The organism is Streptomyces doebereineriae, assembly GCF_031845645.1.
GTDB classification, from domain to species: Bacteria; Actinomycetota; Actinomycetes; order Streptomycetales; family Streptomycetaceae; genus Streptomyces; species Streptomyces canus.
The window spans coordinates 77,771-102,499 of sequence record NZ_JAVREZ010000014.1 but is presented as its reverse complement, the minus strand read 5'-3'; the positions used below and the strand labels follow the sequence as shown (position 1 = coordinate 102,499).

Sequence of the window (24,729 nt, the reverse complement as noted above, 5' to 3'; positions counted from 1 at the left end):
TTGTTGGACTGGTTCGTATGGCCAGGTTAGGGGCGTGCCGGACACGCTGTGTTGCGAATAGCCAACTCACCGTGCCCGTGGAGGAAAGCGTGCGGTCAACCCAAGAAGTCCTGGAGTCCCTGCGAGCCGCCCTCGTCGGCGTAGGCGTCGTCCTGCCGTCCCTCGCCGTCGACCCCCTCACCGGCGCCGGCGACGAACCCTTCCCCCTGGTCGACCTCGGCCGCTGCAACGTACGCACGGCCGAGCGCCTGGCGTCCGTACTGCGCGGGGAGAGGCCGCCGGTGGCGTCGTACGTCGTCGACGAGCGGGACGGACGCGTGGGGGAGGTGATCGCGCACCTCGGAGGAAGGGTGCAGCTCAGGCCTCTCGGCGGGGGCCGGGAGTGGGAGTGCGAGCCCGGGTCCACGAGGCCTGCCCCGCAAAGTGACGTGCTGCGGGCCAGGGTGCGCAAGGTCAACAACGAGGGCCGCATGCCCTGTTGAAATGAACCCATGCCTCTCCTGGACGCCCTCGCTCGCTTCAACGACGCCCACCCCTGGTCCCACAACGCCCACTTCCACCCATGGCTCATGCGTCAGTTGCCCCGCCGCTTCGACCGCGCCGTGGATGTCGGCTGCGGTTCCGGCGACCTGGCCCGGCTGCTGGCCACGCGCGCGAGACAGGTCCACGGCATCGACGTCGACGAGCGAATCATCGACAGGGCACGGGAGTCGACCGGTCCCGACCTCCCCGTCACCTTCTCCGTCGCGGACGCGCTGTCGTACGACGAAGGTGCCCCCTACGACGTCATCACCTGCGTCGCCGTACTCCACCACCTCCCCCTGACCGAGACCCTCACCCGCTTCCGGCAACAGCTGGCCCCCGGCGGAACGCTGGTGGTCGTCGGGCTGACGCGAGAAGACACCCGTGTCCAGACACTCCTCGGCCTCGCGTCCGTCCCGCTCAACCTGGTCACCGGTTGGGTCAAGAACAGGGGACGTACGGCACCGCGCCCCGTCGCGATGACCGCCCCGACCCGCCCGGCGGACGTCCCCTACACCGAGTTCGCCCGCGAGGTCCGCCGTATCCTCCCCGGCGCCCGGCTGAGGCGTCGGCTCTTCTGGCGCTGCACCATCGTCTGGAAAAAGGTGCGCGGGGATGTCGATCCAGGCAGGCTCTGAACGACGCAGAGGTGAGAGCACGACACCACACGAGAGGTGAAGGCCATGCCCAAGGTCCGGGTGCACAACGTGACGATCTCCCTCGACGGCTTCATGGCCGGTCCGAACCAGCGGCTGGACGCCCCCTTCGGCGACGGCGTCGGCTGGGGCGACGACTTGCACAGCTGGTTCATCTCCGCGTCGCAGGACGCGGCCGCGGGGAAGTCCGGGATCGACGTCGACTACTTCGTCCGCGGTGATCAGAACATCGGCGCCACGATCATGGGGCGGAACATGTTCGGTCCGCAGCGCGGGCCATGGGAGGACGAGTCCTGGCAGGGCTGGTGGGGCGAGAACCCGCCGTACCACCACGATGTCTTCGTCCACACCCACCATCTGCGCCCGGAACTGGAGATGGCCGGCGGAACCACCTTCCACTTCACCGACGAGCCGCCGGAGGCGGTCCTGCGGCGCGCCTTCGACGCGGCGGACGGCAAGGACGTCCGGATCGGCGGCGGGGCGGCGGTCATCCGGCAGTATCTGCGCGCCGGGCTGATCGACGAACTCCACCTGGTGATCGCGCCGCTCCTCATCGGACGCGGGGAACGGCTCCTCGACGACCTGGGCGACGGGATCGACGGCTACCGGGTGTCCGAGCTGGTCAGCTCACCGAACGTCACCCACGCGCTGCTCGTTCGCAGCTGAGCCGGCTAGCGGGCCGTCGCCGCCAGTGCCGCCCGCAGATGGCCCCCCGTCTCCTCCAGGAGCCGGGCCGCCGTGGGGCCGTCGACGTCGGCCAGGATGGTCAGGATGGCGTTCTTCACCTCGCCGTCGGTGGCGGCCAGGGCGCGCTCGACCTCCTCGTCGTCGGCGCCGGTGGCGAGGGCGACGATACGGCGCGAGCGGGCCCGCAGCTTCTCGTTGGAGGCGCGGACGTCGACCATCAGGTTCCCGTACGTCTTGCCGAGGCGGATCATCGTGATCGTCGACAGCATGTTGAGGACGAGCTTCTGGGCCGTGCCCGCTTTGAGGCGGGTCGAGCCGGTGAGCAGCTCGGGGCCGACGACCACCTCGATGCCGTGATCGGCGGCCGCGGCGAGCGCGCTGTCCGCGTTGCAGGACAGGCCGACCGTCAAGGCCCCCTGCGCACGGGCGTGTTCCACCGCGCCCACGGCGTAAGGGGTACGACCGGACGCGGACACCCCGACCACCGAGTCCACGGCGGTCACCGCGAGCCCGTCCAGGTCGGCCCGCGCCAGCTCCGCCGAGTCCTCCGCCCCTTCGACGGACGTGACCATGGCCTCGGGGCCGCCAGCGATCAGGCCCACGACCTGGGCGGGGTCGGTGTTGAAGGTCGGCGGACACTCGGAGGCGTCCAGCACGCCGAGGCGTCCGGCGGTGCCCGCACCGGCGTAGATCAGCCGTCCGCCACGGGCCATCCGGTCGGCGATCGCGTCGATGGCGGCGGCGATCTCGGGAAGTCGTCGCGCGACGGCCGCGGGGACGGTGGCGTCCTCGCCGTTCATCAGCCGGGCGATGTCGAGGGTCGGCAACTGATCGATGTCGGCCAGCTCGGGCCGGAAGGCCTCGGTGGTGAGCGACTCCAACGCGGCACGCAGCTCACGGGAAGGGGACGTGGACGTCATGGCGGTGACTCTTTCAGAGTTGCGTTCCGATCAACTATCGACGGTGCCGGTGCGCCAGCGCCTCGTAGGACGCGGCCAGCGCGGGCGCCGCCGTCTCGTACGTCCGTTGCGCGACCCCCACGAACAGACAGTCCACCACCAGCAGCTGGCTCGTCCGCGAGGACATCGCCGCCGGCCGCAGCTCACTCTCCCGGGCCGTGGACGTCGTCAGCACATGGTCGGCGTACTGCGCCACCGCCCCGCCCGGCCGCCCGGTGATGGCGACGGTCGTGGCCCCGTGCTCGAAGGCGACGCGCAGCGGCTCGATGACATCGCCGGTCGCCCCGGAGTGCGTGATCGCGATCGCCACATCGCCCGACCGCAACTGCACGGCGTTCGTCACGGCGAGATGGGGATCGCTGTGCGCCTGGGCTATCAGCCCTATCCGCAACAGCTTCTGCGTGAGGTCCTGGGCGACGAGACCGGAGGCCCCCACCCCGTACACGTCGATCCGCCGCGCCGAGGCCGTCGCGGCGACCGCCGCCCCCAACTGCACGGTGTCCAGCCCGGCCGCCGTGTCCGCGAGGGTCTGCTGCTCGTCGTAGGCGAGTTTGGCGACCACGTCGGCGAGCGGGTCGTCCACCGCGATGTCCGTGGTGATCGCGGGCGACCGCCCGGACTGCTGCTGCGCGGCGAGCCCGGCGAGGGCGAGCCGCAGGTCGCGGTAGCCGGGATACCCCAGCAGCCGGGCCGTCCGTACGACGGTCGCCTCGCTCGTCCCGGTCAGTTCCGCGAGGCCCGTGACGGTGAGCGCCGCGCACCCCGCGGGGTCCTTCGCGACGGCCTCGGCGACCCGCTGCATGGAGCGCGTCATGGACGGACCCAGCGTGCGCACCTTCGAGGCGAGAGCGCTGCCGAAAATTTCCTTCACTTCCTGGGGCACGTATGAAAGATATTTTCGGCTCCGGCCCGTGGTCAAGAGCGCGCACAATGGCACCATGGAGTCCATCGGTCCACTTGAACAGACCCTGCACACGGCACGCGCCCGCGTGCTCGCCGACCTCGCCGCCGGTGAGGTCGCCGCCGCGGACGTGGTGTCGATGGTCGAGGACTCCGTCGTACAGCGGCGCTGGTGGGTGGAGCAGTGGCCCGAGGGCGCGGAATTCGTGGCGGGACTGGTCGCCCAGGACGTCCAGGACGCGCTGCTGGAAACCTACGGCCGCTGGCCCCTGTGTCCGGTGTGCGGCTCCGGCGACCCGCACGCCCTGGACGTCGAGCCGGAGCTCGGCCCCGACCCGCACTGGGTGTGCCACAAGGCGGGTGTGAAGGTCGCGGCGGTCGGCTCGCTCGGGACCGCGGCGGGCGGGACCTCGTCCTCGTGACCGTCTACATCGACCCACCCACCTGGCCGGGGCACGGCCGCATGTGGTCCCACCTGATCAGCGACGCCTCCTTCGACGAACTGCACGCCTTCGCCGATGAGCTGGGCGTCCCGAGGCGCGCCTTCGAACGCGACCACTACGACATTCCGTCGCACCGGTACGCGGACGTCGTGGCGGCCGGCGCGGTGGAGGTCAGCAGCCGCGAGGTGGTGCGTCTGCTCACGGGGGCGGGACTGCGGCGGCCCAAAGGCCGTTAACCGGCCCGGCCGGGCAGCACGTACAGCCGTAGCCCCGGTTCCGCCTCCCCGTACGCCTGCTCCTCCTCCACCGTCGCCCGGATGTACCCGGCACGGGCGATCACCCGCTGCGAGGCGGCGTTGTCGGGTTCGATGGTGGCGCAGAGGCTGTGCACGTCGTCGCGGGCCAGGGCCCAGTCGCTGAGGGCGCGCAGGGCCTCCGTGGCGTAGCCCTGGCCTCGGGCGCTCTCGGCGAGGTCGTAACCGACCTCCGCGCGGCCGTCCTCGTCGGGGGCGCCGTGGAAGCCCATGCCGCCGATCGCGCGGCCGTCCTCCCGTCGTACGAGGGCGAAGAGGCCGAACTCCGGGCGGTGGACGCCGGCTTCGTAGGCCTTGAGGGTCATGGCGGCGGCCTCGCGGGTGCCCTCGAAGGGGCCGTCCTCGACCCACTCGAAGTCGCCGTCGCCGCCCGCGGCCAGCTCGGCGGCGGAGGCGGGGGTGATGCCCTGGAGGGTGAGGCGTTCGGTGGGCAGGACGAGGTTGTTGCTCCAGCGCCACTCCGTGCGCGGGGCGCGGCCGGGCAGGTCGCCGCGACCGGTGGCCCACAGGAGGGTGCGCCAGGGGTCGGGGCCCGGCTGGACCTCGGGGAAGATCCGCGTCAGGACGTGTTCGGGGAGGTGGGCGGGGGGCTCGTACGGCAGGCCCAGGCCGTCCGCGATGTCGTACGTGTGCAGCAGCACCTCGGCGATGCCCATCGCGGCGAAGCCCGCGCGGTTCGCGCTGCGGAAGGGGTACGGGTGGAAGGCGCGGACCTCGCGCGGGGTGGCGCGCATCGTCGCGGCGAAGAGGGTGCCGGCCGTCTCGATCACCTGGAGGGCGCCCTCGGCGTCCGTGTCGTCCTCGAGGTGGATCTCGAAGGGGACGTACCTGTCCTGCGGGCGCCCCGCCAACTGCCCCGCGTACGCGATCAGATCGCTCGCGATGTGCTCGGCCGTCTTCAGACAGCTCCACTCCGTCCGGCCGGCCCGTACCGCCTTCCAGTCCCGGTCCACCGCCGCCCGCAGCACCGCCACCGCGTCCGCGACGGCCTCCGTCACCCGTTCCCCGCCCATGTCTGCCATGCGGGCAGGCTAAGGCGCCGGGCGTCTCAGAGCGACAGCATTTCCAGCTCCGAGGTGAGGTTGTAACGGGCTGTGGCCTCCCATTCCCGTTCCCCGTACGGCGTCCTGAACAGGCTTGGCAGATCCAGCAGTTGGCGCAGGATTGCGGACCGGCCCTCCCGGAAGGCGTCGGTCGGGACGAAGCCGTACTCCTCGCGTACGGCGGCCGTGTAGGCGGCGTAGGCGGAGGGCGGGGCGGCCAGGATCGCGAGGTCGGCGTCGCAGAGGACCTGGCCGTTGCGGTCGTCGTCGGCGGGGGCGTGGGTGGTGGTGAGGCGGACGAGGCGGGCGACCTCGGCCGTGCCTTCCTGGGTGAGTCCGGCCTCCGGGAGGGCGCGTTCGGCCAGTCGGGCGGAGCGTTCCTCGTTCTCCGAGCGGTCCGGGAGGTAGACGGCGTCGTGGAACCAGGCCGCGAGACGCACCAGGTGCGGGTCGTCCGCGTACTCCTCCAGCACGTCGATGTGGTCGAGGACCGCCGTCAGGTGGTGGACGGTGTGGTACCGGCGCTGCGGCTCCTGCCAGCGGGTGAGCAGGTTGTCGGCGTACGGCGCCGGGTCGGGGCCGTCGGCCCCGGAACGGGCCCTCTCCAGGGCATGGGCGAAACGGTCGCGGAGGTCGTCGAGATCGGCCATGGCCTCATTGTCCCGCGCGGCGCCCCCTGGCAGGTTGACCCCATGACCACAGACATGACTGCGGACGCCGTACGCGACCCCGACCTCCCCGGCCGCCTCCTGGCCGGCGAACGCGACGCCCTGATCCCCCTCCTGCGCTCCCGCCCCGACGCCGATTTCGCGCTGCCGACGCGGGCGTGTCCGGGGTGGAGCGTGCGGGACGTGCTGGCGCACTGTTCGTCCGCGCTGATCCGGGTGGTGGAGGGCCGGTTCGAGAAGGGGGTCTTCTCGCCCGAGTCGAACGACCGGGACATCGCCGAGCGCGCGGACTGGACGAACCAGCAGGTCGTGGACGAGCTGGAGCGCGGGATGACGGAGGCCGGGCCGGTGATCGCCGGAGCGGGCGGGGTGCTGGACATCATCGGGCTGGGGGAGTGGGTGCACGCCGGGGACGTACGGGACGTTCTCGGGGAGCCGGGGGCGTACGCGGGTCCCGGTCTCCCCGACGCGCTGGCCCTGCTGGCCCGCACGACCCGGGAGCGCGGCCACCTCCCCCTCCACGCCGACGTCGACGACCTGGACGAACCGGTCCGCCTGGGCGATGCGGCCGGTGACCGCACTCCGGCGCGGTACATCGGGGACGCGGCGACCCTCGTACGGCTGTACTCGGGGCGTCCGGTGGAGGGGCGGGCGTACGAGCTCGCGGGGGCGGAGGCGAAGGAGCTGAACATCTTCGGCTGAGACGCGCCGGTGAGCGGGACCCCGGAGCGGCGTATTCTTGAATTGGACTAGACCTGTAGCCGCCCGAGACCGTCGACGAATGGGGTCCCATGAGCAAGCGTGCAGTCCTGGAGGTGATCGCCCTGGACGCCGAGGACGCGATCGCCGCCCAGGCCGGAGGCGCGGACCGGCTGGAACTCGTGACCGACATGGCGGCGGACGGTCTGACGCCGACGGTCTCGACGGTCGCCGCGATCCGGGCCGCAGTGGACATCCCGGTGCGGGTGATGCTGCGGCTGTCGGACGGGTTCGGGGCGGGGGACGTCTCGTGGGTGGCCCTGGCGGCCCGGGAAGTGCGGGACGCCGGGGCGCAGGAGTTCGTGCTGGGATTCCTGGACGTGGACGGCGAGGTCGATCTGACCGCCGTGGAGCGGGTCGTCGAGGTGCTGGACGGGTGCCCCTGGACGTTCCACCGGGCGATCGACCATGCCGCCGACCGGGACGCGCTGCGGAAGCAGCTGGCCGATCTGCCGGGGCTGGACACCTACCTCACCGCGGGCTCGGCGACGGGCGTCGACGAGGGGCTGCCGGTGCTCCTCGCGGAGGCGTCGAGGGCGGGGGAGCCGGGGTACGAACAGCAGCTTCTCGTCGGTGGGGGGCTGCGGCTGGACCATGTGCCGAGGCTGCGGGCGGCGGGAATCGACGCGTTCCACATCGGCGGGGCGGCGAGGCCGGGCGGGTGGGAGGCACCGGTGTCGGCGGACGCGGTCCGGGAGTGGCGGCGGGTGGTGGACGAGGTGCTCGGTTAGCCCTTCAGAGGGCGCAGGCACAGGGGGCTGTCGTGGCCCTTGCTGTACATCGGGCCGATGGAGTGGTCCCCGGACGCGCACGTGTCGTTCGTCCAACGGTGAACGCGGTACTGCGCGGCCGAGGAGTCACAGGGCTCGGCCTTGAGGTCCTCGTAGGGCCAGGTCGCGTCGTTGCGGGCACACGAGCCGACGGTCAGGATCGGGTACTCCTGGTTCGGGTAGTGGGAAAGACCACCGCTCTCACTGCTTTCGCTGCTCTCCCTGCTCGGCCCGACCACCGCACCGACGATCACGAGCAGCGTGAACGCGAACACCGCCAGGCCCAGCAGGCCCATCGGGATCAGGGCCAGGATGCCCGCGGGCCGTTTGAACACCGGCTTGCCGGGGCCCAGGGGCGGCCGGAACCCCGCCGTGACCGGCTCAGGAATGCGCCGGATGCCGGACAGCGCGCTGAGGTTGGCCAGCAGGGTGAAGGGCGTGATCAGCAGCGACAGGGGACCCCACCAGCCCAGCACCATGGTCTCCGCCTGCATGTCCCGGAAGCTCGCCAGCGCGCAGGTGCGGCAGAACATCCCCTCGCGCTTCAGGAACCGCATGATCACCAGCATCCCCTGGTGACCGCGGACCGTGACCGGCGCGGCGGGTGCCGCCCCGCAGATCTGACAGGCCGCCGGCCCCGGCCCACCCGCGGGGATCCCAGCGCCGTACTGCTGCGGCCAGACTGGGGCGGGCATCTGCTGGTACGGGCCGGGGGCGGGCATCTGCTGGTACGGGCCGGGGGCCGGCGGCTGCTGGTACGCCTCGGGGGCGGGCGGCTGCTGATGTGGCCCGGGGGTGGGTGCCTGCTGGTACGCCCCGGGAGCCGGGGGTTGCTGATGTGGCCCCGGAGCGGGCGCCTGCTGGTACGGCCCGGGCGCCGGCCCCTGCTGGTACGGCCCGGGGGCCGGCGCCTGCTGGTACGCCCCGGGAGCGGGCGGCTGCTGATGTGGTCCCGGAGCGGGTGCCTGCTGGTGCGGCCGGGGCGCCGGCCCCTGCTGCTTCGTCCCGGGGGTGGGTGCCTGCTGATACCCCCCGGGAGCCGACTGCTGATGCCGCCCCGGAGCCGGTCCCTGCTGGTACGCCCCGGGAGCCGGCGGCTGCTGATGTGGTCCCGGAGCGGGCCCCTGCTCATACGTCCCCGGAACCGGCGTCTGCGGATAAGGCCCCGGAGTCGGCGGGTTCACGGGATGCGAGGGCGGTGGCGTGCTCAACAGGGGCCTTCCGGGCGGGACATGGTGGAACGGAGCAGCACCCTACCCGGCGAGCGCCGCCGGCAGCGGCGCCGAGTGCGTCACGATCAGCCCCGACACCGCTCGGGTCAGCGCCACGTACAGCCGCCGCAGGCCCGTGCGTTCGTCCGGTTCGCCGTCCACCACCGCCTGCGGCTCGTCCAGGACGACGTAGTCGTACTCGAGGCCCTTGGCGAGGGACGCCGGGACCAGGGTCAGACGGGTTTCGGCCGTCGTCTCCTCACCGGGTGCCAGGTGGCCGATGCCGGCCGCGGTCAGCGCCTCCGCCAGCTCCGGGACGCGGGCGTCGGCGGCGATCAGGCCGGTCGAGCCCTCGTTGCGCAGCAACTCCTCGCAGGCGGCGACCACTTGGTCCGTGGTCTCCACAGGGCGGACATCGAAGAAGCCCGGGTTCTCGCGGACCGACGCGACCGGCGTCAGGCCCGGCGCGATGTGCGGGAGGAGACGGGAGGCGTAGGTGATGACGTCCGTCGGCACGCGGAAACCCGCCGTCAACTCCTCGATCACACCGTCGGACTTGCCCAGGTGGGCCAGCGCCTCGTCCCAACTCCGCGTCGCCCAGGGTGTGGTGCCCTGCGCGAGGTCGCCGAGGACGGTCGCCGAACCGGTGGAGCAGCGGCGGCCGACCGCGCGGTACTGCATGGGGGACAGGTCCTGAGCCTCGTCGAGGACCACATGCCCGAGGGAGTGTGTGCGCTCCACGATGTCCGTTGCCTCGTCGATCAGCACCGCGTCCGCGGCGGACCACTTGGCCGACTTCACGCTCCGGACGGGCTTTGCCCACAGGATCGTCTTCTGCTCGTCCTCCTCGAGGATCCCCTCCGCGTGTACGGCGAGGAAGTCCGCGTCCGTCAGCAGCCGGAGCACCAGCTTCGCCGGATCCACCGGCGGCCAGATCGCCTTGACCGCCGCCTTCACCGCCGCGTTGCGGGCCACCGCGTCCTGCACCCGGTCGTCCGGCGCCTCCCCGGACCGCTCCATCTGCACCAGCACGACGTGCGCGATGCGCTGCGGGAGCGCCTCACGGGCGGCGCCGTAACGGATGCCCCGGTCGAGCAACTCCCGGACGATCTCCTCGATCTCGTACGCCGGGACCCGCCACCTGCGCGACCCGCGGACGACCATCACCGGCTCGGCGGGCATGGTCACGTGCGCGTACACGGCCCGCTTGAGGACCTCCGCCATCCTCGCGTCGCCCTTGAGGACGGCGGCGGCCGCGTCGTCGGCGCCGCGCACCTCCAGCCCCGCCGCGACCAGGTCGTCGACGGTCGCCTGCTTCACCGTCAACTCACCCAGCGCGGGCAGCACTTGCTCGATGTAGTGCAGGAAGGACCGGTTCGGCCCGATGACGAGGGTGCCGGTGCGGGCGAGCCGGTCGCGATGGGCGTAGAGCAGATACGCGACCCGGTGCAGGCCGACGGCGGTCTTCCCGGTGCCGGGACCTCCCTGTACGCAGACCGTGCCGCCGAGTCCGGACCGTACGATCTCGTCCTGCTCGGGCTGGATGGTCGCGACGATGTCGCGCATCGGGCCGACGCGCGGGCGCTCGATCTCCTGCTGGAGCAGCTTGCTCGTGGTCGCCGTCTCGGCGGGGTCGGAGAGGTGCTCGTCCTCGTAGGCCGTGATCTCGCCGCGCGTGTAGCCGAATCGGCGGCGCAGCCCGATGTCCATCGGGTCCTTCTTGGACGCCCGGTAGAACGGCTGCGAGACCGGCGCACGCCAGTCGATCACCATCGGGTCGCCGTCGTGGTCGTGGACGTGCCGGCGCCCGATGTAGAAGCGCTCGCCGTCCGCGCCTTCCGCCCGGTCGGCGCCGGGGGAGTGCAGGTAGTCGAGGCGGCCGAAGAAGAGGGGGGTGTCGCTGAGGTCGGCCAGCGACTTGATGCGCTCGCCGATCTGGCGGGCCAGGACCTCTGCGTTGACCCAGTTCGCGGTGACGTCCTTGATGTCCAGCGACTCGGCGTCCTCACGCATGGCGCGCAGTGCGGCGCGCGAGCCGGCGAGGTGGGAGCGTTCGCGGGCGAGGGGGTCGTCGGCTACGGGCACGGGCGTGGGCGGCCTGGACAAGGGGGTGCCTCCGAAGGCGCTGCGGGGTGGAGGCTGCCGGGTGGACGGCAGCGAGGTGCCGGCCGGTTTCCGTCCGGTCGGCGGCGCTCCGGGAGGGAGGCGGGCAAGAGCGGAGATTCTAGACCGACGGGGTGTGAGGCGGCCAACGAATATTCCCGCGTCTCAGGGTCGGGTCCGCCGTCCCGTAGGGGTGGCTCCACCCAGGAGGTGTACTCAGGTAGCACAGGAAGTGGCTACCTGGGACCGATGCCCCGCTTATGCCTCGAGAGCCACCATGGAGACATGAGTGCAGCGACCTTCACCCCAGCCCCCGGTCGCCCGTCCGGGGCGACCCCCGTCTCCGGCCTCACCCCCCGCCACCGCGTCGGCCAGGTCGTCCGAGCCGTCCGCGTCATCGCCGGCGCCGCCTTCGACGTGGTCATACTCGGCGAGTACGGCGAGGAGGCGGGCGTCGTCCGGCGTCGCCGGTGAGTACGGGGCACGGTCCGGGATGAGTACCCGAGCCGATGCCTGTCCGTCCCCCCGGGCGGTTCACTCGGACGCATGACGACAGCGACCGCACCGGTTTACGCCACCGACCAGGACCGTCGCGCCTGGGTGGCCCCTCTCGTCGCGACGATCCTGCTGGTCCTCCTCGGACCGGCCGCCCTGTTCCTCGGCGGCCTCTCCGCGATGGCCACCGACTCCTGCGGCCCCGACGACTGCCCGCCGGCGCTGATGACCTCTCTGACCGTGATCTACGGGATCCTGGAGTTCGGGATCCTGGTCACCCTGCCCGCGTACGTCGCCTCCTGGGCCCTGCCCCGGCACCGCCGCTGGTCGGCCCTGCGCGCATGGCTGGCGGCCGTGGCGGTGCTGCCGCCGCTGACCGTACTGGTGCTGGTCTTCACCCTTCCGATGCCGTGACCGGGGCTCCGGTTCAGGCGCCGTCGTCCGCCAGGATCTCGTCCGCGTCCACGATCCGGTAGGCGTACCCCTGCTCGGCGAGGAACCGCTGGCGGTGGGCGGCGAAGTCCTGGTCGAGCGTGTCGCGGGCGACGACGGAGTAGAAGTGCGCCTGGTGGCCGTCCGCCTTCGGGCGCAGTACCCGCCCCAGCCGCTGTGCCTCCTCCTGCCGCGATCCGAACGTCCCCGAGACCTGGATGGCGACCGTCGCCTCCGGCAGGTCGATCGAGAAGTTCGCGACCTTCGACACCACCAGCACGCTGATCTCGCCCTGCCGGAAGGAGTCGAAGAGCTTCTCGCGCTGGGCGTTGGAGGTCTCGCCCTTGATGACGGGAGCGTTCAGATGCTCGCCGAGTTCGTCGAGCTGGTCGATGTACTGGCCGATCACCAGGATCTGCTGGCCCGCGAACCGGCGTACCAGAGCCTCCGTGACCTTCCGCTTCGTCGCGGTCGTGGCACAGAAGCGGTACTTCTCCTCCTGCTCGGCGGTGGCGTAGGCGAGCCGCTCGGAGTCGGTCAGGTTCACCCGCACCTCGACACAGTCGGCCGGCGCGATGTACCCCTGCGCCTCGATCTCCTTCCACGGCGCGTCGAACCGCTTGGGCCCGATGAGCGAGAACACGTCCGACTCCCGCCCGTCCTCCCGCACGAGGGTCGCGGTCAGCCCGAGTCTGCGCCGGGCCTGGAGGTCGGCGGTGAACTTGAACACGGGAGCCGGCAGCAGGTGCACCTCGTCGTAGACGATGAGCCCCCAGTCCCGGGAGTCGAAGAGCTCCAGGTGCGGGTAGACGCCCTTCCGCCGGGTCGTCAGCACCTGGTAGGTGGCGATGGTGACGGGCCGGATCTCCTTCCGCGTCCCGCTGTACTCGCCGATCTCCTCCTCGGTCAGGGAGGTCCGCTTCACGAGCTCGTGCTTCCACTGCCGGGCCGAGACGGTGTTGGTGACGAGGATCAGCGTGGTCGACTTGGCCTGCGCCATGGACCCGGCGCCGACGAGGGTCTTGCCCGCCCCGCAGGGAAGCACCACGACCCCGCTCCCGCCGTGCCAGAAGTTCTCCACGGCCTGCTTCTGGTAGGGCCTGAGCGCCCACCCGTCCTCGGCCAGCTCGATCGGGTGCGCCTCGCCGTCCACGTACCCCGCGAGGTCCTCGGCGGGCCAGCCCAGCTTCAGCAGCGTCTGCTTGATCTGCCCGCGCTCGGAGGGGTGCACGGCCACGGTGTCCGGGTCGAGTCGCGCCCCCACCAGCGGGATGATCCGCTTCGAGCGCAGGATCTCCTCCAGCACCGGCCGGTCGGTGGTGGTGAGCACGAGCCCGTGCGCGGGGTGCTTGCTGAGCGTGAGCCGCCCGTACCGGTCCATCGTCTCGGCGACGTCGACGAGCAGGGCGTGCGGCACCGGATACCGGCTGTACTGCACCAGCGCGTCGACCACCTGCTCGGCGTCGTGCCCGGCGGCCCGCGCGTTCCACAGCCCCAGCGGCGTCACCCGGTAGGTGTGGATGTGCTCGGGCGCCCGCTCCAGCTCCGCGAACGGCGCGATGGCCCGACGGCACTCGTCGGCCTGCTCGTGATCGACCTCGAGCAGCAGGGTCTTGTCGGACTGGACGATGAGAGGACCGTTCACGTACATGCATCCTTCCGCACGGGCCAAACGTCCAGTGTGCCTCAACCAGGGACGATCAAGGGAGCTCGGCGGCGTGCAACCTCGGCCCCTGCTCGTGTGTCTTCACTGACGGGAGACGGGCGGGGAGGACGTATGGGGATGTCTGCGGGCAGATGGGCGGTCGGCGGGGGAGCGGTCGCGGTGCTGGTGGCGACGGGTGCCTACGTGATGTGGCCGGCGGCCGATGTCGACACGCGGCTGTGGGACCAGGTCCGGCCGGTGATCGAGGCCCGGCTCGCGTCCGACGCGCGGGGCAGCGGATACGGCGAGACGGTGCCCGCTCTGAAGGCACGCTGGTTCTGCCGGGCGGAGGCGCTGGGTCTCCAGCAGCACGGGGGCGATGTGCGGGCGGACGTCACCACGCTGTGCGTGGAGTACGGCGTGCACGACGACTCCCTGGTGGAGTGCAGCGCCGGGCAGGTCCCGCAGGTGGTGCGGCTGGAGCGGGACGACGCGGCCGCGGGCGGCTACCGGGTCGTGTCCCGGGAGGAGGCCCCCGACGGTGCCGGGAACGCCCGGTGGACGAGGACTCACTTCGGGGTCGTCGGTGCCTCGCTCGCGCAGGACTCGATGTCCTCCGGCGCCCTGGAGGCCGAGGCCCGCACCCACTTCGGGCTGCCTGCGGGCGCCGCCGTCGTGGACTGCTGACCGTCAGGGCCGGTCCTCGGCGAGCTCGGCCAGCCGGCGCAGATGGGGGCCGTACTCCGGGTCGGCGAGCGCGGCGGCGAACTGGGCCGTGAGGTAGGCCAGCGGATTGCCGGTGTCGTACCAGCGGCCCTGGATGACCTGGCCGTAGACGGCCTTGCTGCTCGCGTAGGTGTTGATGGCGTCCGTCAGGTAGATCTCGCCGGTCCGGTGCTCGTACCAGCGCTCGGTCTGGCTGCGCAGCTCCTCGATGATGCCGGGGGTGATGACATAGCCGCCGATGGCCGCGTAGGCGGAGGGCGCGTCCTGCGGCTTCGGCTTCTCGACCAGGCCGGTGATGCGCAGCAGCCCGTCACCGAGGTCCTCCTTGACCCGGGGTACGCCGTAGCGCTGCGAGTCGGCCGGGTCCATGGGCAGCAGGGCGAGGACCGGGCAGCTGGTCGCCTCGTAGGCGCGGATCAGCTGCTGGGCGCGCGGGACCTCGGCCACGAAGACGTCGTCCGGCCACAGGACCAGGACCGGCTCGTCGCCGATGTTGCGCGCCGCGTTGAGGACGGGAGTGCCGTTGCCGTACGGGCCGTGCTGGTCGAGGTAGGTGATGTGCCCGAGCCGGGAGAGCTCGCCGACCTCCTCCACGGCGTCCGCGTAGGCCGTCTTGCCGTCCGCCCGCAGCTGCGCGACGAGGGCCGGATTGGGGCGGAAGTGGTCCTGGATCAGGCCCTTGCCGCCGGAGACGACGATGGTGATGTCGGTGATGCCGGACGCCACCAGTTCCCGGACGGTGTGTTCGATGACCGGCTTGTCGCCGACCGGCAGCATCTCCTTCGGGGTCGCCTTCGTCAGGGGCAGGAGACGGGATCCCAGCCCCGCCGCGGGGATGACCGCCCTGCGGATCGTCGTTGCCATGAAATCCCCTTCGCCGAAGACACCGAATGTGTCCCGAACACACGGTCCTGTCCAGGAGACGTTTCCCCCCAGCCCGTCCCGGAAGCGCCGGTTTCGAGCCCTACGCCTCGTCCGCCAGCTCCGCCACCCCGGTCACCCGGTGCAGCGGATACGTGCGGACCTCGTCCGCGGTGTGGTCGTAGGCCGTCACGAAGCCGCCCTCGACGCGGACGGGGGCGATGAGGCGTTGGCTGGCGGCGCCCTCGGCGTTGACGTAACCGATCCACAGGGCCTCGCCGGTGAGGACGGCGGCCTGCATGGTGGCGAGGGTCTCGGCGGAGTTGGTGCGGGGCAGCTCGCCGGTGGCGGGCGGGGGCTCGTCGGTCTGTCTGCGCGGGGTCGTCGAGGCCAGGTCACCTGCCCGGATCGCCCGGATCGCGGCCGACAGGAGCGTCGCGTCGGGGATCGGCGGGCCGTCCGGGACGGGTTCGGGGGCCGTGCGGGGCGGGGTGCGGTGGGCGTGGGCGCGAGTGATCAGGACGTCGCCCTCCGCGGACTCGGCGGCCGGGGCGAAGCCCATCGCCCGCAGGCCGTCCAGCAGTGACGCCGGGTCGGCCTGCGCGGCCAGCACGGTCGGGGCCAGGCGGCGCAGGCGCAGGCCCGCCGCGCGCTTGTCGGCGAGGATCTCGTTGAGGATGGCGTCGTCGTCGCAGCGGACGTAGGCGGAGGCCGCGCCGACCCTCAGGTGGCCGTGCCGGCGCGCCACGTCGTCGATCAGATACGTCAGCGGCTGCGGCACCGGCGTCCGCGCATGCGCGGCGAGGAAGGCGTGCAGGTCGGAGGCGGACTGGCCGGCATCCAGAGCACGGCGTACCGAGCCGGGGGTGAAGCGGTAGACCGTGGCCCCGCCCTTCGACTCCACGTCGGCCAGCACGTCCAGCACCTCGGCCAACGACCGCTGCAGCGGACCGGGGGCCACCGCGGTCAGGTCGGCCTGCAGCAGGACGTGGTCCAGCGGCTCGGGCAGCAAGGGCGCGAGCAGCCGGGCGGCCGCGGCGGACGCGGTGGCCTGCTCGGCGGGGGAGAGGGGTTCCGCCACGGTGGGCCGATGGTGCACGGGCAGCTTGTCCCCGGGACCCTCCGGTGCCTGGTCCGGCGTCTTCGGCGCGGTCGCGCCCAGCAACGCCCGCCCGTGCCCCGACAGGGCCCCCCGTCCCGTCACGCCCAGCAGCTCCGCCTCCGCCAGCGTCCACTCGGCGAGCCGTGACCGCAGGTCGTCCTCGCGTTGCGGCCCCCGCAGCGGACGCTCCCAGCGCAGCCGGGCCAGCACCGACTCCTTCGACGGCGACGCCCCTTCCGGCAGCCCCGCCAGCAGCGTCAGCACCCGGTGTCGCACCTCTGGCGCCGCACTGCGGTCGAGTCCCGGGCCCAGCGTCGACAGCGTGCGTTCCTTCGCGTCCCGGCCGCCCACCACGCCGGACACCCGCGTCGCCGTCAGCCACGCCTCCACCAGACGGGCCCAGCGCTGTGCCGCGGGCTGCTCCAGCCACTCGTCGTGGGCCGGGGTCGCCGCGTACCGTTCGTCCGCCTCGCCGTCGGAGGCCAGCAGGCCCGCCGCGTACGCCAGCTCGACCCAGAACGCGGCGACCGGTTCCGCCACGTCCAGGGCGACGGCCGTGCGCTTGAGGTCGCGGACGCTGAGGCCGCCCGCCCGCAGCACCGCGGGCCCGCCCTCGTCCCAGTCCTTCAGTAGCTCCTCGACGGTCGCGAGCGCGGTGTACGCCTGCCCGGCCGCCGTCGCGTCCACAACCTGTGGACGGTGCGTCGCCGTCGGCTCCACGGCCGGCGGCAGCGGCTCCACCGCGCGGTGCGCACGGCCGCCGCGCAGATGCAGGGCCACTTCCCGCGGGAGTACGACCGTCCCGGGAGCCGTCGGCACCAGCAGCCCCAGGTCCAGCAGGCGCCGCAGATGGGCCGCCGGTTCGGCGGTGACCTGGCCGTACGGCGGACCCCACACCAGCCGGGTGAGCACCTCCCGTGACTCCTCCGGGAGCCCGGCGAGCAGCGCGGACATCCGCTTGCGGTCCGTGAACAGGGCCGTCAGCGACGCCACCGCCGACACCGCGTCGTGGGTCGAGCCGAGCCCCGTCGCCGTCACGATGTCCTGGATGCGGCCCGGCGACATCCCCGCCGTGGCCTCCTGCACGGTCGGCCCGAGCCCGGTCGGCGACGGATGCTGCGGCGAGGGCGCGAGCAGCTCACGGGCGGTGCGCACCAGCCGCAGCCGGTCGTCGTCGCCCCACACCAGGGCCTGCTCCCGCAGGGTGGCGAGGGCGCGGGGGAGCGCCGAAGAGACGGCCGGGTCGCCGCCGTCACCGGTCAGCAGCGCCCGCAGTTCCTCGTACGGCGCCGGGTCCGCGGCCACGGCCAGCGCCTCCGCCGTCTGCAACGCGAAACGGTCCAGCCGCTCCAAAGCCCGCACCACCGACGCCCGCGTTCCGGCCCGGGTCGCGAGCTGGGTCAGGTCCGTGGGCACGGGGGTGATGAGGTCGGGGCGGGCACGCAGAAGCGCGGCCAGGGAGGCGTCGTCCCTGGCCCGGAGCGCTTCCGCGAGGGAGCGCGGCGGTACGGCCGGGTTGCTCATCCGACCAACGGTAGCGGGTTGCCTCCGGCCGCAGGACCGGGCAGGCGCGGTCGGCGGGGGTGCGCGTCACCGGGGGCGGTGCGCTAGTTTCGTCCCACGGGGCAGCCAACGCACCAACCCCGGAGGGGACTTCGTGGGTATCGAGAGCGACCAGGTCGTCTACGAGTATCTGAGCCGCGTCGGAGACGTCGCGCAGCAGCGGCAGTTGCCGTCGTCCACCCGAATGAGACTCGTCTCCGAGTTGCGCAACGAGATCGACCGGCGGCGCGCCAAGGTCACCGTGGACTCGCCCGCCGCCGTCCGCCGGATCATCGCCCGCCTGGGCAGCCCAGACGAGGTGGTCACCGCCGCCGGAGGCACGGCAGGCAGCGCCCCGCAGGCGCCGGTCGTCTCCATGCCCGTACAGCGGGACCGGGAGCCGGAGGAGACCGAGCGGCCCAAGGGGCTGCGCAAGGTCGTGCCCCGGCAGCGGCCCGAGACCCCGCCGCAGCCCGCCCCGGCCGCCGACCGCGACATGTCCCACGGGCCGCATCTGGCAGGCCTGGACGAGCTCGGCGACAGTGCCGCGCAGCCCGACTGGTGGCGGGTGGACAGCAGTCCCTTCGGCGTCGGCGACAGCGTGCCGGGCTTCGTGGGCGGAGTGGAGATCCCGGAGCTGCTGAAGCCCCCGCCGCCCAAGGAGGAGAAGAAACCCGAGCCCCCGCCGGCCGTGGAGCAGGTGGCGCCCGCGCCGGTGGTGAGGACCCGTACGGCCTGGTGGAGGCCGAAGACGGTCACGAAGGCCGCGGAACCGGTCGTCGAGGCCGTCCCGGCCCGCAGGCGCCCCTTCTTCCGGGCCGCGGGCTCCGGAGGCGGAGGCTGGAGCAACCCCCTCCTCCTGCTCGCCGCCGCTCTGCTCGTCGCCGGTGCCGTCCTCGGCAACCTGCTCGTCCTGGTCGTCGGCTGGCTCATCGCCTGGGCCTCGCGCCGGCTGACCGACGCCGAGACCAAATGGGCCGTCGTGATCCTGCCCGGCCTCTCGCTCACCGCGGGGCTCGTCTGGCTGTGGGGGCGGAACGAGGGCCGCTGGGGCGAGCCCATCGCCCAGGGCCACATGAACGACGCGATCTCCGAGACCTGGCCATGGGTGGTGCGGGGCGCGGCCGTGGCGTCGGCGCTGTTCCTGGTGTGGCGCTCGCAGCGGCAGCGGTAGGCCGCGGAAATCCGGTGTCTGGGCGCCCCGCCGTCCGGGCACAATGGCCCATATGGCCTCTGCGAGCATCACCGCCCCGACCGTCGGCTTCGACCTCGACATGACGCTCATCGACTCCCGCCCCGGCATCCACGCCTGCTGGGTGGAGCTGTCGGAGCGGACGGGGACGTACGTCGACGCCGACCTGGTGGTCACGCGGCTCGGGCCGCCGCTGGAGGAGGAGATGGCGTACTGGTTCCCGGCGGACCGCATCCCCGCCATGTCGGGCCTCTACCGCGAGCTCTACCCGTCGTACGCCATCACCGGCACCCTGGCGATGCCCGGCGCCCGCGAGGCCATAGGCGCCGTACAGGCGGCCGGCGGGCGGGCGGTCGTCGTGACGGCCAAGTGGGAGCCCAACGCCAAGCTGCACATGGAGCACCTGGGCATGGAGCCGGACGCGGTGATCGGCAACCTGTGGGCCGAGCAGAAGGGCGCGGCGCTGCGCGAGCACGGCGCGAGCGTGTACGTCGGCGACCACACCGGCGATGTGCGCGGGGCGCGGATAGCCGAGGCGCTCTCGGTCGCGGTGTCCACCGGACCATGCACCGCCGAGGAACTGAGCGAGGCCGGAGCCGATGTCGTCCTCGGAGATCTCACCGAGTTCCCGGGGTGGTTTTCGGACTACCGTGCGGGCTGCCTTCCGGCCCGCGCCTGACGCCTTCCCGCCGCGACCGATTGCAGCACCCCCGCACCGGCCACCACGAACCCGACGGCCATGAGCATGCTCAATCCGAACATGTACGTCGGAAAAGGTGTCGTTCCGAGCAGGAACGGGGCCACGGTGACCAGAGTGGCCACCGCACCGATGAAGAAGACGATGGCTCCGGCACGGATCAGTCGGTCACCGGGAGCGGCGGAATTCGGTTGGGTTTTGTCACGCACCGGACCAGGGTAGTTCCCTGCGCGAAGGAACAACCGGGCGACGTCTTGTCACCGGCCTGAAGACCATTAGCCTGGGAACCGGCGGGTCCCGACGACCCGCCCCAGTGCTATCAAGAGCCGTTTCAGAAGCAGTTTTCCGACGAGTACGAGGACGAGGACAGACGTGCCTACCGGCAAGGTCAAGTGGTTCAACAGTGAGAAGGGCTTCGGCTTTCTCTCCCGCGACGACGGCGGTGACGTCTTCGTCCATTCCTCCGTCCTCCCTGCCGGAGTCGAGACGCTGAAGCCCGGACAGCGGGTGGAGTTCGGGGTGGTCGCCGGGCAGCGCGGTGACCAGGCCCTTTCGGTGGCCGTCCTCGACCCGACCCCCTCGGTCGCGGCGGCGACGCGCAAGAAGCCGGACGAACTGGCCTCCATCGTCCAGGATCTGACGACCCTTCTGGAGAACATCACGCCGATGCTGGAGCGCGGCCGCTACCCCGACAAGGCGGCGGGCGGGAAGATCGCCGGTCTCCTGCGAGCGGTCGCCGACCAACTCGACGTGTAGTGAGCGAGACAGAGACCGAGGCGCCGTCCCCGCTGCTGCTGGAGCGCATCCGGCGGCAGCGGCGCCACACCCTGGAACTGCTCACGGTGTGCGCCGTGGGCCTCGTCCCGTGGACGATCCTGCTGGCGTTCACGCTGCCCAGCGGCTACACGGTCCGCCAGTGGCGCACCACCTGGGTCGGCTTCGACGTCCTGCTCCTGGTGGCGATGGCCGCCACGGCCCTGCTCGGCTGGCGCCGCCACCGGGGGGTCGTGGTGGCGGCCGTGTCGACGGGTGCTCTGCTGGTCTGCGACGCGTGGTTCGACGTGTCGCTGGCCCTGGGCACCCCGGACGTCTGGTGGTCGGCGGCACTGGCGGTGTGCGTGGAACTGCCGCTCGCCGGCTTCCTGATCCACCGAGTCCTGGGAATGCTGAAACTGGCCCAATGGCCGAACGCCCCGCGGGAACGCGTCAGGTGAACGACAACGCGTCGGGCCCCAAAGCGGGCACAAGGCCTTCCGCGGCCGCCCGCGTCAGCAGTCCTCGAATCGCCGCATATCCGTCTTCCCCGAGGTCCGCGGTGAACTCGTTGACGTACAAACCAATGTGCTGATCGGCGACAGCGGGATCCATCTCCTGCGCATGTTCCATGACGTAAGGCCGGGAAATCGCGGGCTCGTCCCAAGCGGCTCGGACGGACGTACGGATGGACTCGGCGAGCGACTTCAGCCGCTCGGTACCGAGAGCGCGCTTGGCGATGATCGCCCCCAACGGAATCGGCAACCCCGTCGTCGACTCCCAGTGCTCGCCCATGTCCGCGAGCTTGTACAGCCCGTAGTTCTGATACGTGAACCGCGCCTCGTGAATGACGAGCCCCGCGTCCACGCGACCGTCCCGCACGGCCGGCATGATCTCGTGGAAGGGCAGCACGACGATCTCCCCGACCCCGCCCTCGAGGACGTCAGCCGCCCACAGCCGGAACAGCAGATACGCCGTCGACCTCTCGGACGGCACGGCGACGGTGCGACCAGTGAGATCCACGTCGGCCTCCCGCGTCAGCACCAGCGGCCCGCACCCGCGCCCCAGCGCACCCCCGCAGGGCAGCAGCGCGTACTCGTCGAGGACGTACGGCAGCACGGCGTACGACACCTTCAGCACATCGAACTCACCGCGCTCCGCCATCCCGTTGGTGATGTCGATGTCGGCGAAGGTCACGTCCAGCGAAGGCGCCCCCGGCACCCGGCCGTGGGCCAGCGCGTCGAAGACGAACGTGTCGTTGGGGCAGGGGGAGTACGCGATCTGCAGCGGCTCAGTCGTCATGGTGTTTCCAACCCTCCAGTACGGGTGCCAGCTTCCCGAACCCCTCGGTCAGGGCCGCGAGCGCGTCACCGATCCGCCAGGCGGCCCGGTCGCGCGGACCGACCGGGTTGGAGACGGCCCGGACCTCCAGCACGGGCACCCCGTGCGCCCCGGCCGCCTCGGCGACCCCGAAGCCCTCCATGGCCTCGGCGAGGGCGGTGGGATGGCGTTCTCTGAGGGCGGTCGCGCGGGCGGCCGTACCGGTCACCGTGGAGACGGTGAGCACGGCTCCGGCCCGGCCCCCGGTCGCGGCCACGGCGGCCCGTACGAGTGTTTCGGGCGGACGGTGGGTGACGACCCCGAAGCCCAGGTCGGTCACCGGCACGAACCCCTCGGCGGTCTCGGCCCCGAGGTCGGCCGCGGTGATCTCGTCGGCGACGACGAGCGACCCCAGTGGCGCGTGCGGCAGAAACCCGCCGGCGATCCCGGCGGAGACGACGAGGCCGTAGGGAGCACCCTCCACGGCGGCCATGGTGAGCGCGGTGGCGGTGCAGGCGGCGGCGAGAGCGGGCCCGACCCCCACGGCGACGACGTCGACGGCCGCCGCCGTGCCCTCGAACGCGCGGGCCACCGCGTCCCGTTCGACCGGGACGGCGGTGGCCACGAGGATGCGCATCAGCTACGGCTCCGACGGATCAGTAGTCGGAGTTCTCCAGCTTGAAGTTCCACACGCCCTTGTGTTCCTTGCTCTGGCCCGAGGTCGTCTTGTCCTGCTCGACGATGCTGATGTACAGCGTCTTCTGCGGGGCCTGGCCCTGCTGCTGGGCGAAGAGGTCGACGCCGTCGAAGGCGTAGTACGACTTCTTGTACACGTAGGTCATCTGCTGGCCGTTGATCCACAGGGCCCAGCCGGTGTCAGCGATCTTCTGGTCGACGCCGACGCGCAGGGTCTCGCTCTGCTTGACCTTGATCGTCTTGACGTCGTCCTTCTCCAGGGCGCACTTGGCGACCTTGGCCTGGCCGAGGTCGTTGCCGTCGTCGTAGCAGGCGGCCTCGGAGCTCACCGAGGTCGAACCGACCGTGACGGTGACGCGCGGCGTCGGCTTGTCGCAGGCCGACAGGACGAGCAGTCCGGCGGAAACGAGGCCGGCGGCGGCGACTGCACGGCGGCGTCGCACATCGGATTGCAGCGTGGTCATGGCGGAAGGCTATCTGGCGCGTCCTACGGTCCCCTTATGCGGGGTACGGCGTGCCGTGCGTCGGGGGCGGGTTAGGCCACTCGCGCCTTGGGCGCGCTGCCCTGCCGTGCCGAGCTGAGCAGCCCCTTCGCGGTGGCCAGCCAGCCCGCGGCGACGACCGCGGCGGCCACGGACAGGCCCAGGTAGCCGTTGAGCGGCATCACGATGCCGACCGCGCCGCCGAACACCCAGGACACCTGGAGCAGCGTCTCGGAGCGGGCGAACGCCGAGGTGCGGACCAGTTCCGGCACGTCCCGCTGGATCAGCGCGTCCAGGGACAGCTTGGACAGGGCCTGTGAGAATCCGGCGACCGCCGTCAGACACGCCACCAGGAACGCCCCGAAGAAGATCGCCGCCGTGATCGCCGCGCCCAGCACGAACGCCACCACCGTCACGATGATGATCTCCGGCGCTCTCGAGCGCAGCCAGGCCCCGACTGCCGTACCGAGCGCATTGCCGGCGCCCGCCGACACGGCCACCAGGCCCAGGGAGACCGCCGCGCTCTCACCGGTCAGCGGATGCTCGCGCAGCAGGAAGGCGAGGAAGAAGGTGAGGAAGCCGGAGAGCCAGCGCAGGGCGGCGTTCGCGCCGAGGGCGTGGGTGACGGCGGTGCCGACCGTGCGCAGACCCGGCCGCTTCACGGCCTTGAGGTGCGGGCCGTGCAGATGTTCCTCGTCGGCGGCGAGCAGCGCCACGTCCTCGCCCTTGGCCGAGTCGACCTTCGGCGGCAGGGAGAAGGACAGGAACGTACCGGCGATGAAGATCACGAAGGCGCCGTACAGCGGCCAGCGCGGTCCGACGGCCTGGAGCCCCGCGCCGATCGGGGCCGCGATACCGGTGGCGAGGAGGCCGCCGAGGGTGACCCGGGAGTTGGCCTTGACCAGGGAGAAGCCGGGCGGGAGCAGCCGGGGCACGACCGCGCTTCTGACGACGCCGTACCCCTTGGAGGCCACCAGTACGCCCAGAGCCGCCGGATACAGCTCCAGGCTGCCCGTGGCGACCGCCCCGGCGATGATGAGCGCGAGCATCGCCCGGGCGAGCATCGCGCCCGCCATGGCGGCGCGACGGCCGTGCGGGAGGCGGTCCAGGAGCGGGCCGATCACGGGCGCGAGGACCGTGAAGGGCGCCATGGTGATCGCGAGGTAGAGCGCGACGCGCCCACGGGCCTCGTCGGTCGGCACGGAGAAGAACACGGTCGAGGCGAGCGCGACGGTGATCATCACGTCACCCGCGCCGTTGACGGCGTGCAGTTCGATCAGTTTGCCGAGGCCGGACTCGCCCGCCCCGTGCGCGTGGGTCGCCTTGCGGATACCCCGGGCCGTACCGGTGAACGGGAAGTGCAGGGCACGCCCGACGGCACGGACGGGCCCTGTCATCTGGGTAATCCGGCCCGAACCGCCACCGACTCCGGTGGCTCCCTGGGGTGTCCTCGCGGCTGCCACCCCGTCATAGTGCCCCGAGAAAGCTGTGAGTAGTGCGGTTACCGCGCGTATGAACGCATATGAAGCGCCACCGGAGGCAACGGATCATCACGTCGGTGTAGGCCGAGCGGCGGCGAACAGGTAGCGTGCGTAGCGCGCCGTGGCGAACGTTCTCGGCCGCGCGCCTCTCTGACATCCCGCAGAATGGATATGAGCAGGTGCGCCCGAGCGCGATCGGGCGCGGACGTCGACGCGGTCCTCCGGTCCGCTCCGTCCGCATCCGCCGCCTTCAGGCCGGCGCACCCGAGT

Annotated in this window: 28 protein-coding genes; 14 read left to right on the top strand and 14 right to left on the bottom strand. The window is 72.0% G+C overall.

Going from position 1 to position 24,729, the window contains the following annotated elements; genetic code table 11:
• The first annotated feature begins 89 nt into the window (after positions 1 to 89).
• From RNB18_RS33630 to RNB18_RS33620, 3 genes are read left to right on the top strand one after another with little or no spacing between them, the layout of a single operon-like run.
• On the top strand, positions 90 to 482 hold the full coding sequence (locus RNB18_RS33630) for a hypothetical protein (RefSeq protein ID WP_311717880.1): 393 nt from the start codon (positions 90 to 92) through the stop codon (positions 480 to 482).
• Between the two features lie 9 nt (positions 483 to 491).
• On the top strand, positions 492 to 1,160 hold the full coding sequence (locus tag RNB18_RS33625) for a class I SAM-dependent methyltransferase (protein WP_311717879.1): 669 nt from the start codon (positions 492 to 494) through the stop codon (positions 1,158 to 1,160).
• A 45-nt stretch (positions 1,161 to 1,205) separates the two neighbouring features.
• A complete protein-coding gene (locus RNB18_RS33620) occupies positions 1,206 to 1,844 on the top strand; it encodes a dihydrofolate reductase family protein (RefSeq protein ID WP_311717878.1) in 639 nt (212 codons plus the stop codon).
• A 5-nt stretch (positions 1,845 to 1,849) separates the two neighbouring features.
• Here RNB18_RS33620 and murQ read toward each other — a convergent pair whose 3' ends face one another.
• Both murQ and RNB18_RS33610 read right to left on the bottom strand, forming a co-directional pair.
• Positions 1,850 to 2,785, bottom strand: coding sequence for an N-acetylmuramic acid 6-phosphate etherase (gene murQ, locus RNB18_RS33615; RefSeq protein ID WP_311717877.1), 936 nt, complete (start codon positions 2,783 to 2,785; stop codon positions 1,850 to 1,852).
• 34 nt (positions 2,786 to 2,819) lie between these two features.
• Positions 2,820 to 3,707: a MurR/RpiR family transcriptional regulator gene (locus tag RNB18_RS33610; protein WP_394817713.1), complete on the bottom strand. Its 888-nt coding sequence runs from the start codon at positions 3,705 to 3,707 to the stop codon at positions 2,820 to 2,822.
• 55 nt (positions 3,708 to 3,762) lie between these two features.
• On the opposite strand from RNB18_RS33610, the gene RNB18_RS33605 reads away from it, so the two are divergent.
• Complete coding sequence (locus RNB18_RS33605) at positions 3,763 to 4,146, top strand: hypothetical protein (protein ID WP_311717876.1); 384 nt, start codon at positions 3,763 to 3,765, stop codon at positions 4,144 to 4,146.
• The gene (locus tag RNB18_RS33600) at positions 4,143 to 4,403 is read left to right on the top strand and encodes a DUF4031 domain-containing protein (protein ID WP_059206699.1); all 261 of its coding nucleotides are present in this window, start codon (positions 4,143 to 4,145) and stop codon (positions 4,401 to 4,403) included. Before RNB18_RS33605 ends, RNB18_RS33600 begins: the two co-directional genes overlap by 4 nt.
• On the opposite strand, the gene RNB18_RS33595 is transcribed toward RNB18_RS33600, so the two are convergent.
• Together RNB18_RS33595 and RNB18_RS33590 are read right to left on the bottom strand one after the other, a co-directional pair.
• Positions 4,400 to 5,503, bottom strand: a complete 1,104-nt coding sequence (locus RNB18_RS33595) for a GNAT family N-acetyltransferase (protein ID WP_311717875.1) — start codon at positions 5,501 to 5,503, stop codon at positions 4,400 to 4,402. The two genes, RNB18_RS33600 and RNB18_RS33595, sit on opposite strands and share 4 nt — an antisense overlap.
• Before the next feature lie 26 nt (positions 5,504 to 5,529).
• A complete protein-coding gene (locus RNB18_RS33590; RefSeq protein ID WP_311717874.1) occupies positions 5,530 to 6,174 on the bottom strand; it encodes an HD domain-containing protein in 645 nt (214 codons plus the stop codon).
• A gap of 42 nt (positions 6,175 to 6,216) precedes the next feature.
• Here RNB18_RS33590 and RNB18_RS33585 point away from each other — a divergent pair, with 42 nt between their 5' ends.
• The gene (locus RNB18_RS33585) at positions 6,217 to 6,894 is read left to right on the top strand and encodes a maleylpyruvate isomerase family mycothiol-dependent enzyme (protein ID WP_311717873.1); all 678 of its coding nucleotides are present in this window, start codon (positions 6,217 to 6,219) and stop codon (positions 6,892 to 6,894) included.
• 89 nt (positions 6,895 to 6,983) lie between these two features.
• A complete protein-coding gene (locus RNB18_RS33580) occupies positions 6,984 to 7,682 on the top strand; it encodes a copper homeostasis protein CutC (protein WP_311717872.1) in 699 nt (232 codons plus the stop codon).
• Here the strand turns inward: RNB18_RS33580 and RNB18_RS33575 are convergent.
• Both RNB18_RS33575 and RNB18_RS33570 read right to left on the bottom strand, forming a co-directional pair.
• Complete coding sequence (locus tag RNB18_RS33575) at positions 7,679 to 8,278, bottom strand: LppU/SCO3897 family protein (protein WP_311717871.1); 600 nt, start codon at positions 8,276 to 8,278, stop codon at positions 7,679 to 7,681. The two genes, RNB18_RS33580 and RNB18_RS33575, sit on opposite strands and share 4 nt — an antisense overlap.
• A 696-nt stretch (positions 8,279 to 8,974) precedes the next feature.
• Positions 8,975 to 11,038: a HelD family protein gene (locus tag RNB18_RS33570; protein ID WP_311717870.1), complete on the bottom strand. Its 2,064-nt coding sequence runs from the start codon at positions 11,036 to 11,038 to the stop codon at positions 8,975 to 8,977.
• Between the two features lie 282 nt (positions 11,039 to 11,320).
• On the opposite strand from RNB18_RS33570, the gene RNB18_RS33565 reads away from it, so the two are divergent.
• Positions 11,321 to 11,509, top strand: coding sequence for a hypothetical protein (locus tag RNB18_RS33565; RefSeq protein WP_311717869.1), 189 nt, complete (start codon positions 11,321 to 11,323; stop codon positions 11,507 to 11,509).
• Between the two features lie 72 nt (positions 11,510 to 11,581).
• Positions 11,582 to 11,944, top strand: coding sequence for a hypothetical protein (locus RNB18_RS33560; protein ID WP_057608590.1), 363 nt, complete (start codon positions 11,582 to 11,584; stop codon positions 11,942 to 11,944).
• A 13-nt stretch (positions 11,945 to 11,957) separates the two neighbouring features.
• Here RNB18_RS33560 and RNB18_RS33555 read toward each other — a convergent pair whose 3' ends face one another.
• Positions 11,958 to 13,607: a DNA repair helicase XPB gene (locus RNB18_RS33555; protein WP_311717868.1), complete on the bottom strand. Its 1,650-nt coding sequence runs from the start codon at positions 13,605 to 13,607 to the stop codon at positions 11,958 to 11,960.
• A gap of 138 nt (positions 13,608 to 13,745) precedes the next feature.
• Between RNB18_RS33555 and RNB18_RS33550 the strand changes: the two genes are divergently transcribed.
• A complete protein-coding gene (locus RNB18_RS33550; RefSeq protein WP_311717867.1) occupies positions 13,746 to 14,294 on the top strand; it encodes a hypothetical protein in 549 nt (182 codons plus the stop codon).
• 3 nt (positions 14,295 to 14,297) lie between these two features.
• Here the strand turns inward: RNB18_RS33550 and RNB18_RS33545 are convergent, their stop codons facing one another.
• Together RNB18_RS33545 and RNB18_RS33540 are read right to left on the bottom strand one after the other, a co-directional pair.
• Positions 14,298 to 15,197 (bottom strand): UTP--glucose-1-phosphate uridylyltransferase, encoded by a 900-nt coding sequence (locus RNB18_RS33545; protein WP_311717866.1) that lies wholly within the window; start codon positions 15,195 to 15,197, stop codon positions 14,298 to 14,300.
• A 100-nt stretch (positions 15,198 to 15,297) separates the two neighbouring features.
• Positions 15,298 to 17,820 (bottom strand): helicase-associated domain-containing protein, encoded by a 2,523-nt coding sequence (locus tag RNB18_RS33540; RefSeq protein ID WP_311717865.1) that lies wholly within the window; start codon positions 17,818 to 17,820, stop codon positions 15,298 to 15,300.
• 133 nt (positions 17,821 to 17,953) lie between these two features.
• Here RNB18_RS33540 and RNB18_RS33535 point away from each other — a divergent pair, with 133 nt between their 5' ends.
• Positions 17,954 to 19,012: a hypothetical protein gene (locus tag RNB18_RS33535; RefSeq protein WP_311717864.1), complete on the top strand. Its 1,059-nt coding sequence runs from the start codon at positions 17,954 to 17,956 to the stop codon at positions 19,010 to 19,012.
• A 52-nt stretch (positions 19,013 to 19,064) separates the two neighbouring features.
• The gene (locus RNB18_RS33530; protein ID WP_311717863.1) at positions 19,065 to 19,709 is read left to right on the top strand and encodes an HAD family hydrolase; all 645 of its coding nucleotides are present in this window, start codon (positions 19,065 to 19,067) and stop codon (positions 19,707 to 19,709) included.
• On the opposite strand, the gene RNB18_RS33525 is transcribed toward RNB18_RS33530, so the two are convergent.
• Positions 19,676 to 19,936, bottom strand: a complete 261-nt coding sequence (locus RNB18_RS33525; protein ID WP_057608587.1) for a hypothetical protein — start codon at positions 19,934 to 19,936, stop codon at positions 19,676 to 19,678. The two genes, RNB18_RS33530 and RNB18_RS33525, sit on opposite strands and share 34 nt — an antisense overlap.
• 163 nt (positions 19,937 to 20,099) lie before the next feature.
• Between RNB18_RS33525 and RNB18_RS33520 the strand changes: the two genes are divergently transcribed.
• Complete coding sequence (locus tag RNB18_RS33520; RefSeq protein ID WP_020122829.1) at positions 20,100 to 20,483, top strand: cold-shock protein; 384 nt, start codon at positions 20,100 to 20,102, stop codon at positions 20,481 to 20,483.
• Complete coding sequence (locus RNB18_RS33515) at positions 20,483 to 20,941, top strand: hypothetical protein (protein ID WP_311717862.1); 459 nt, start codon at positions 20,483 to 20,485, stop codon at positions 20,939 to 20,941. Before RNB18_RS33520 ends, RNB18_RS33515 begins: the two co-directional genes overlap by 1 nt.
• Here RNB18_RS33515 and RNB18_RS33510 read toward each other — a convergent pair.
• The 4 genes from RNB18_RS33510 to RNB18_RS33495 all read right to left on the bottom strand — a co-directional run bounded on the left by RNB18_RS33510 (position 20,934) and on the right by RNB18_RS33495 (position 24,441).
• Entirely contained in the window at positions 20,934 to 21,782 is an 849-nt protein-coding gene (locus RNB18_RS33510; RefSeq protein ID WP_311717861.1) for a 1,4-dihydroxy-6-naphthoate synthase, read from the bottom strand. The genes RNB18_RS33515 and RNB18_RS33510 overlap by 8 nt on opposite strands.
• The gene (locus tag RNB18_RS33505; RefSeq protein WP_311717860.1) at positions 21,772 to 22,437 is read right to left on the bottom strand and encodes a futalosine hydrolase; all 666 of its coding nucleotides are present in this window, start codon (positions 22,435 to 22,437) and stop codon (positions 21,772 to 21,774) included. The genes RNB18_RS33510 and RNB18_RS33505 overlap by 11 nt, the downstream gene beginning before the upstream one ends.
• Positions 22,438 to 22,456: 19 nt before the next feature.
• The gene (locus RNB18_RS33500) at positions 22,457 to 22,960 is read right to left on the bottom strand and encodes a hypothetical protein (protein WP_311717859.1); all 504 of its coding nucleotides are present in this window, start codon (positions 22,958 to 22,960) and stop codon (positions 22,457 to 22,459) included.
• Between the two features lie 71 nt (positions 22,961 to 23,031).
• Complete coding sequence (locus tag RNB18_RS33495; RefSeq protein ID WP_311717858.1) at positions 23,032 to 24,441, bottom strand: MFS transporter; 1,410 nt, start codon at positions 24,439 to 24,441, stop codon at positions 23,032 to 23,034.
• Positions 24,442 to 24,729 lie beyond the last annotated feature (288 nt).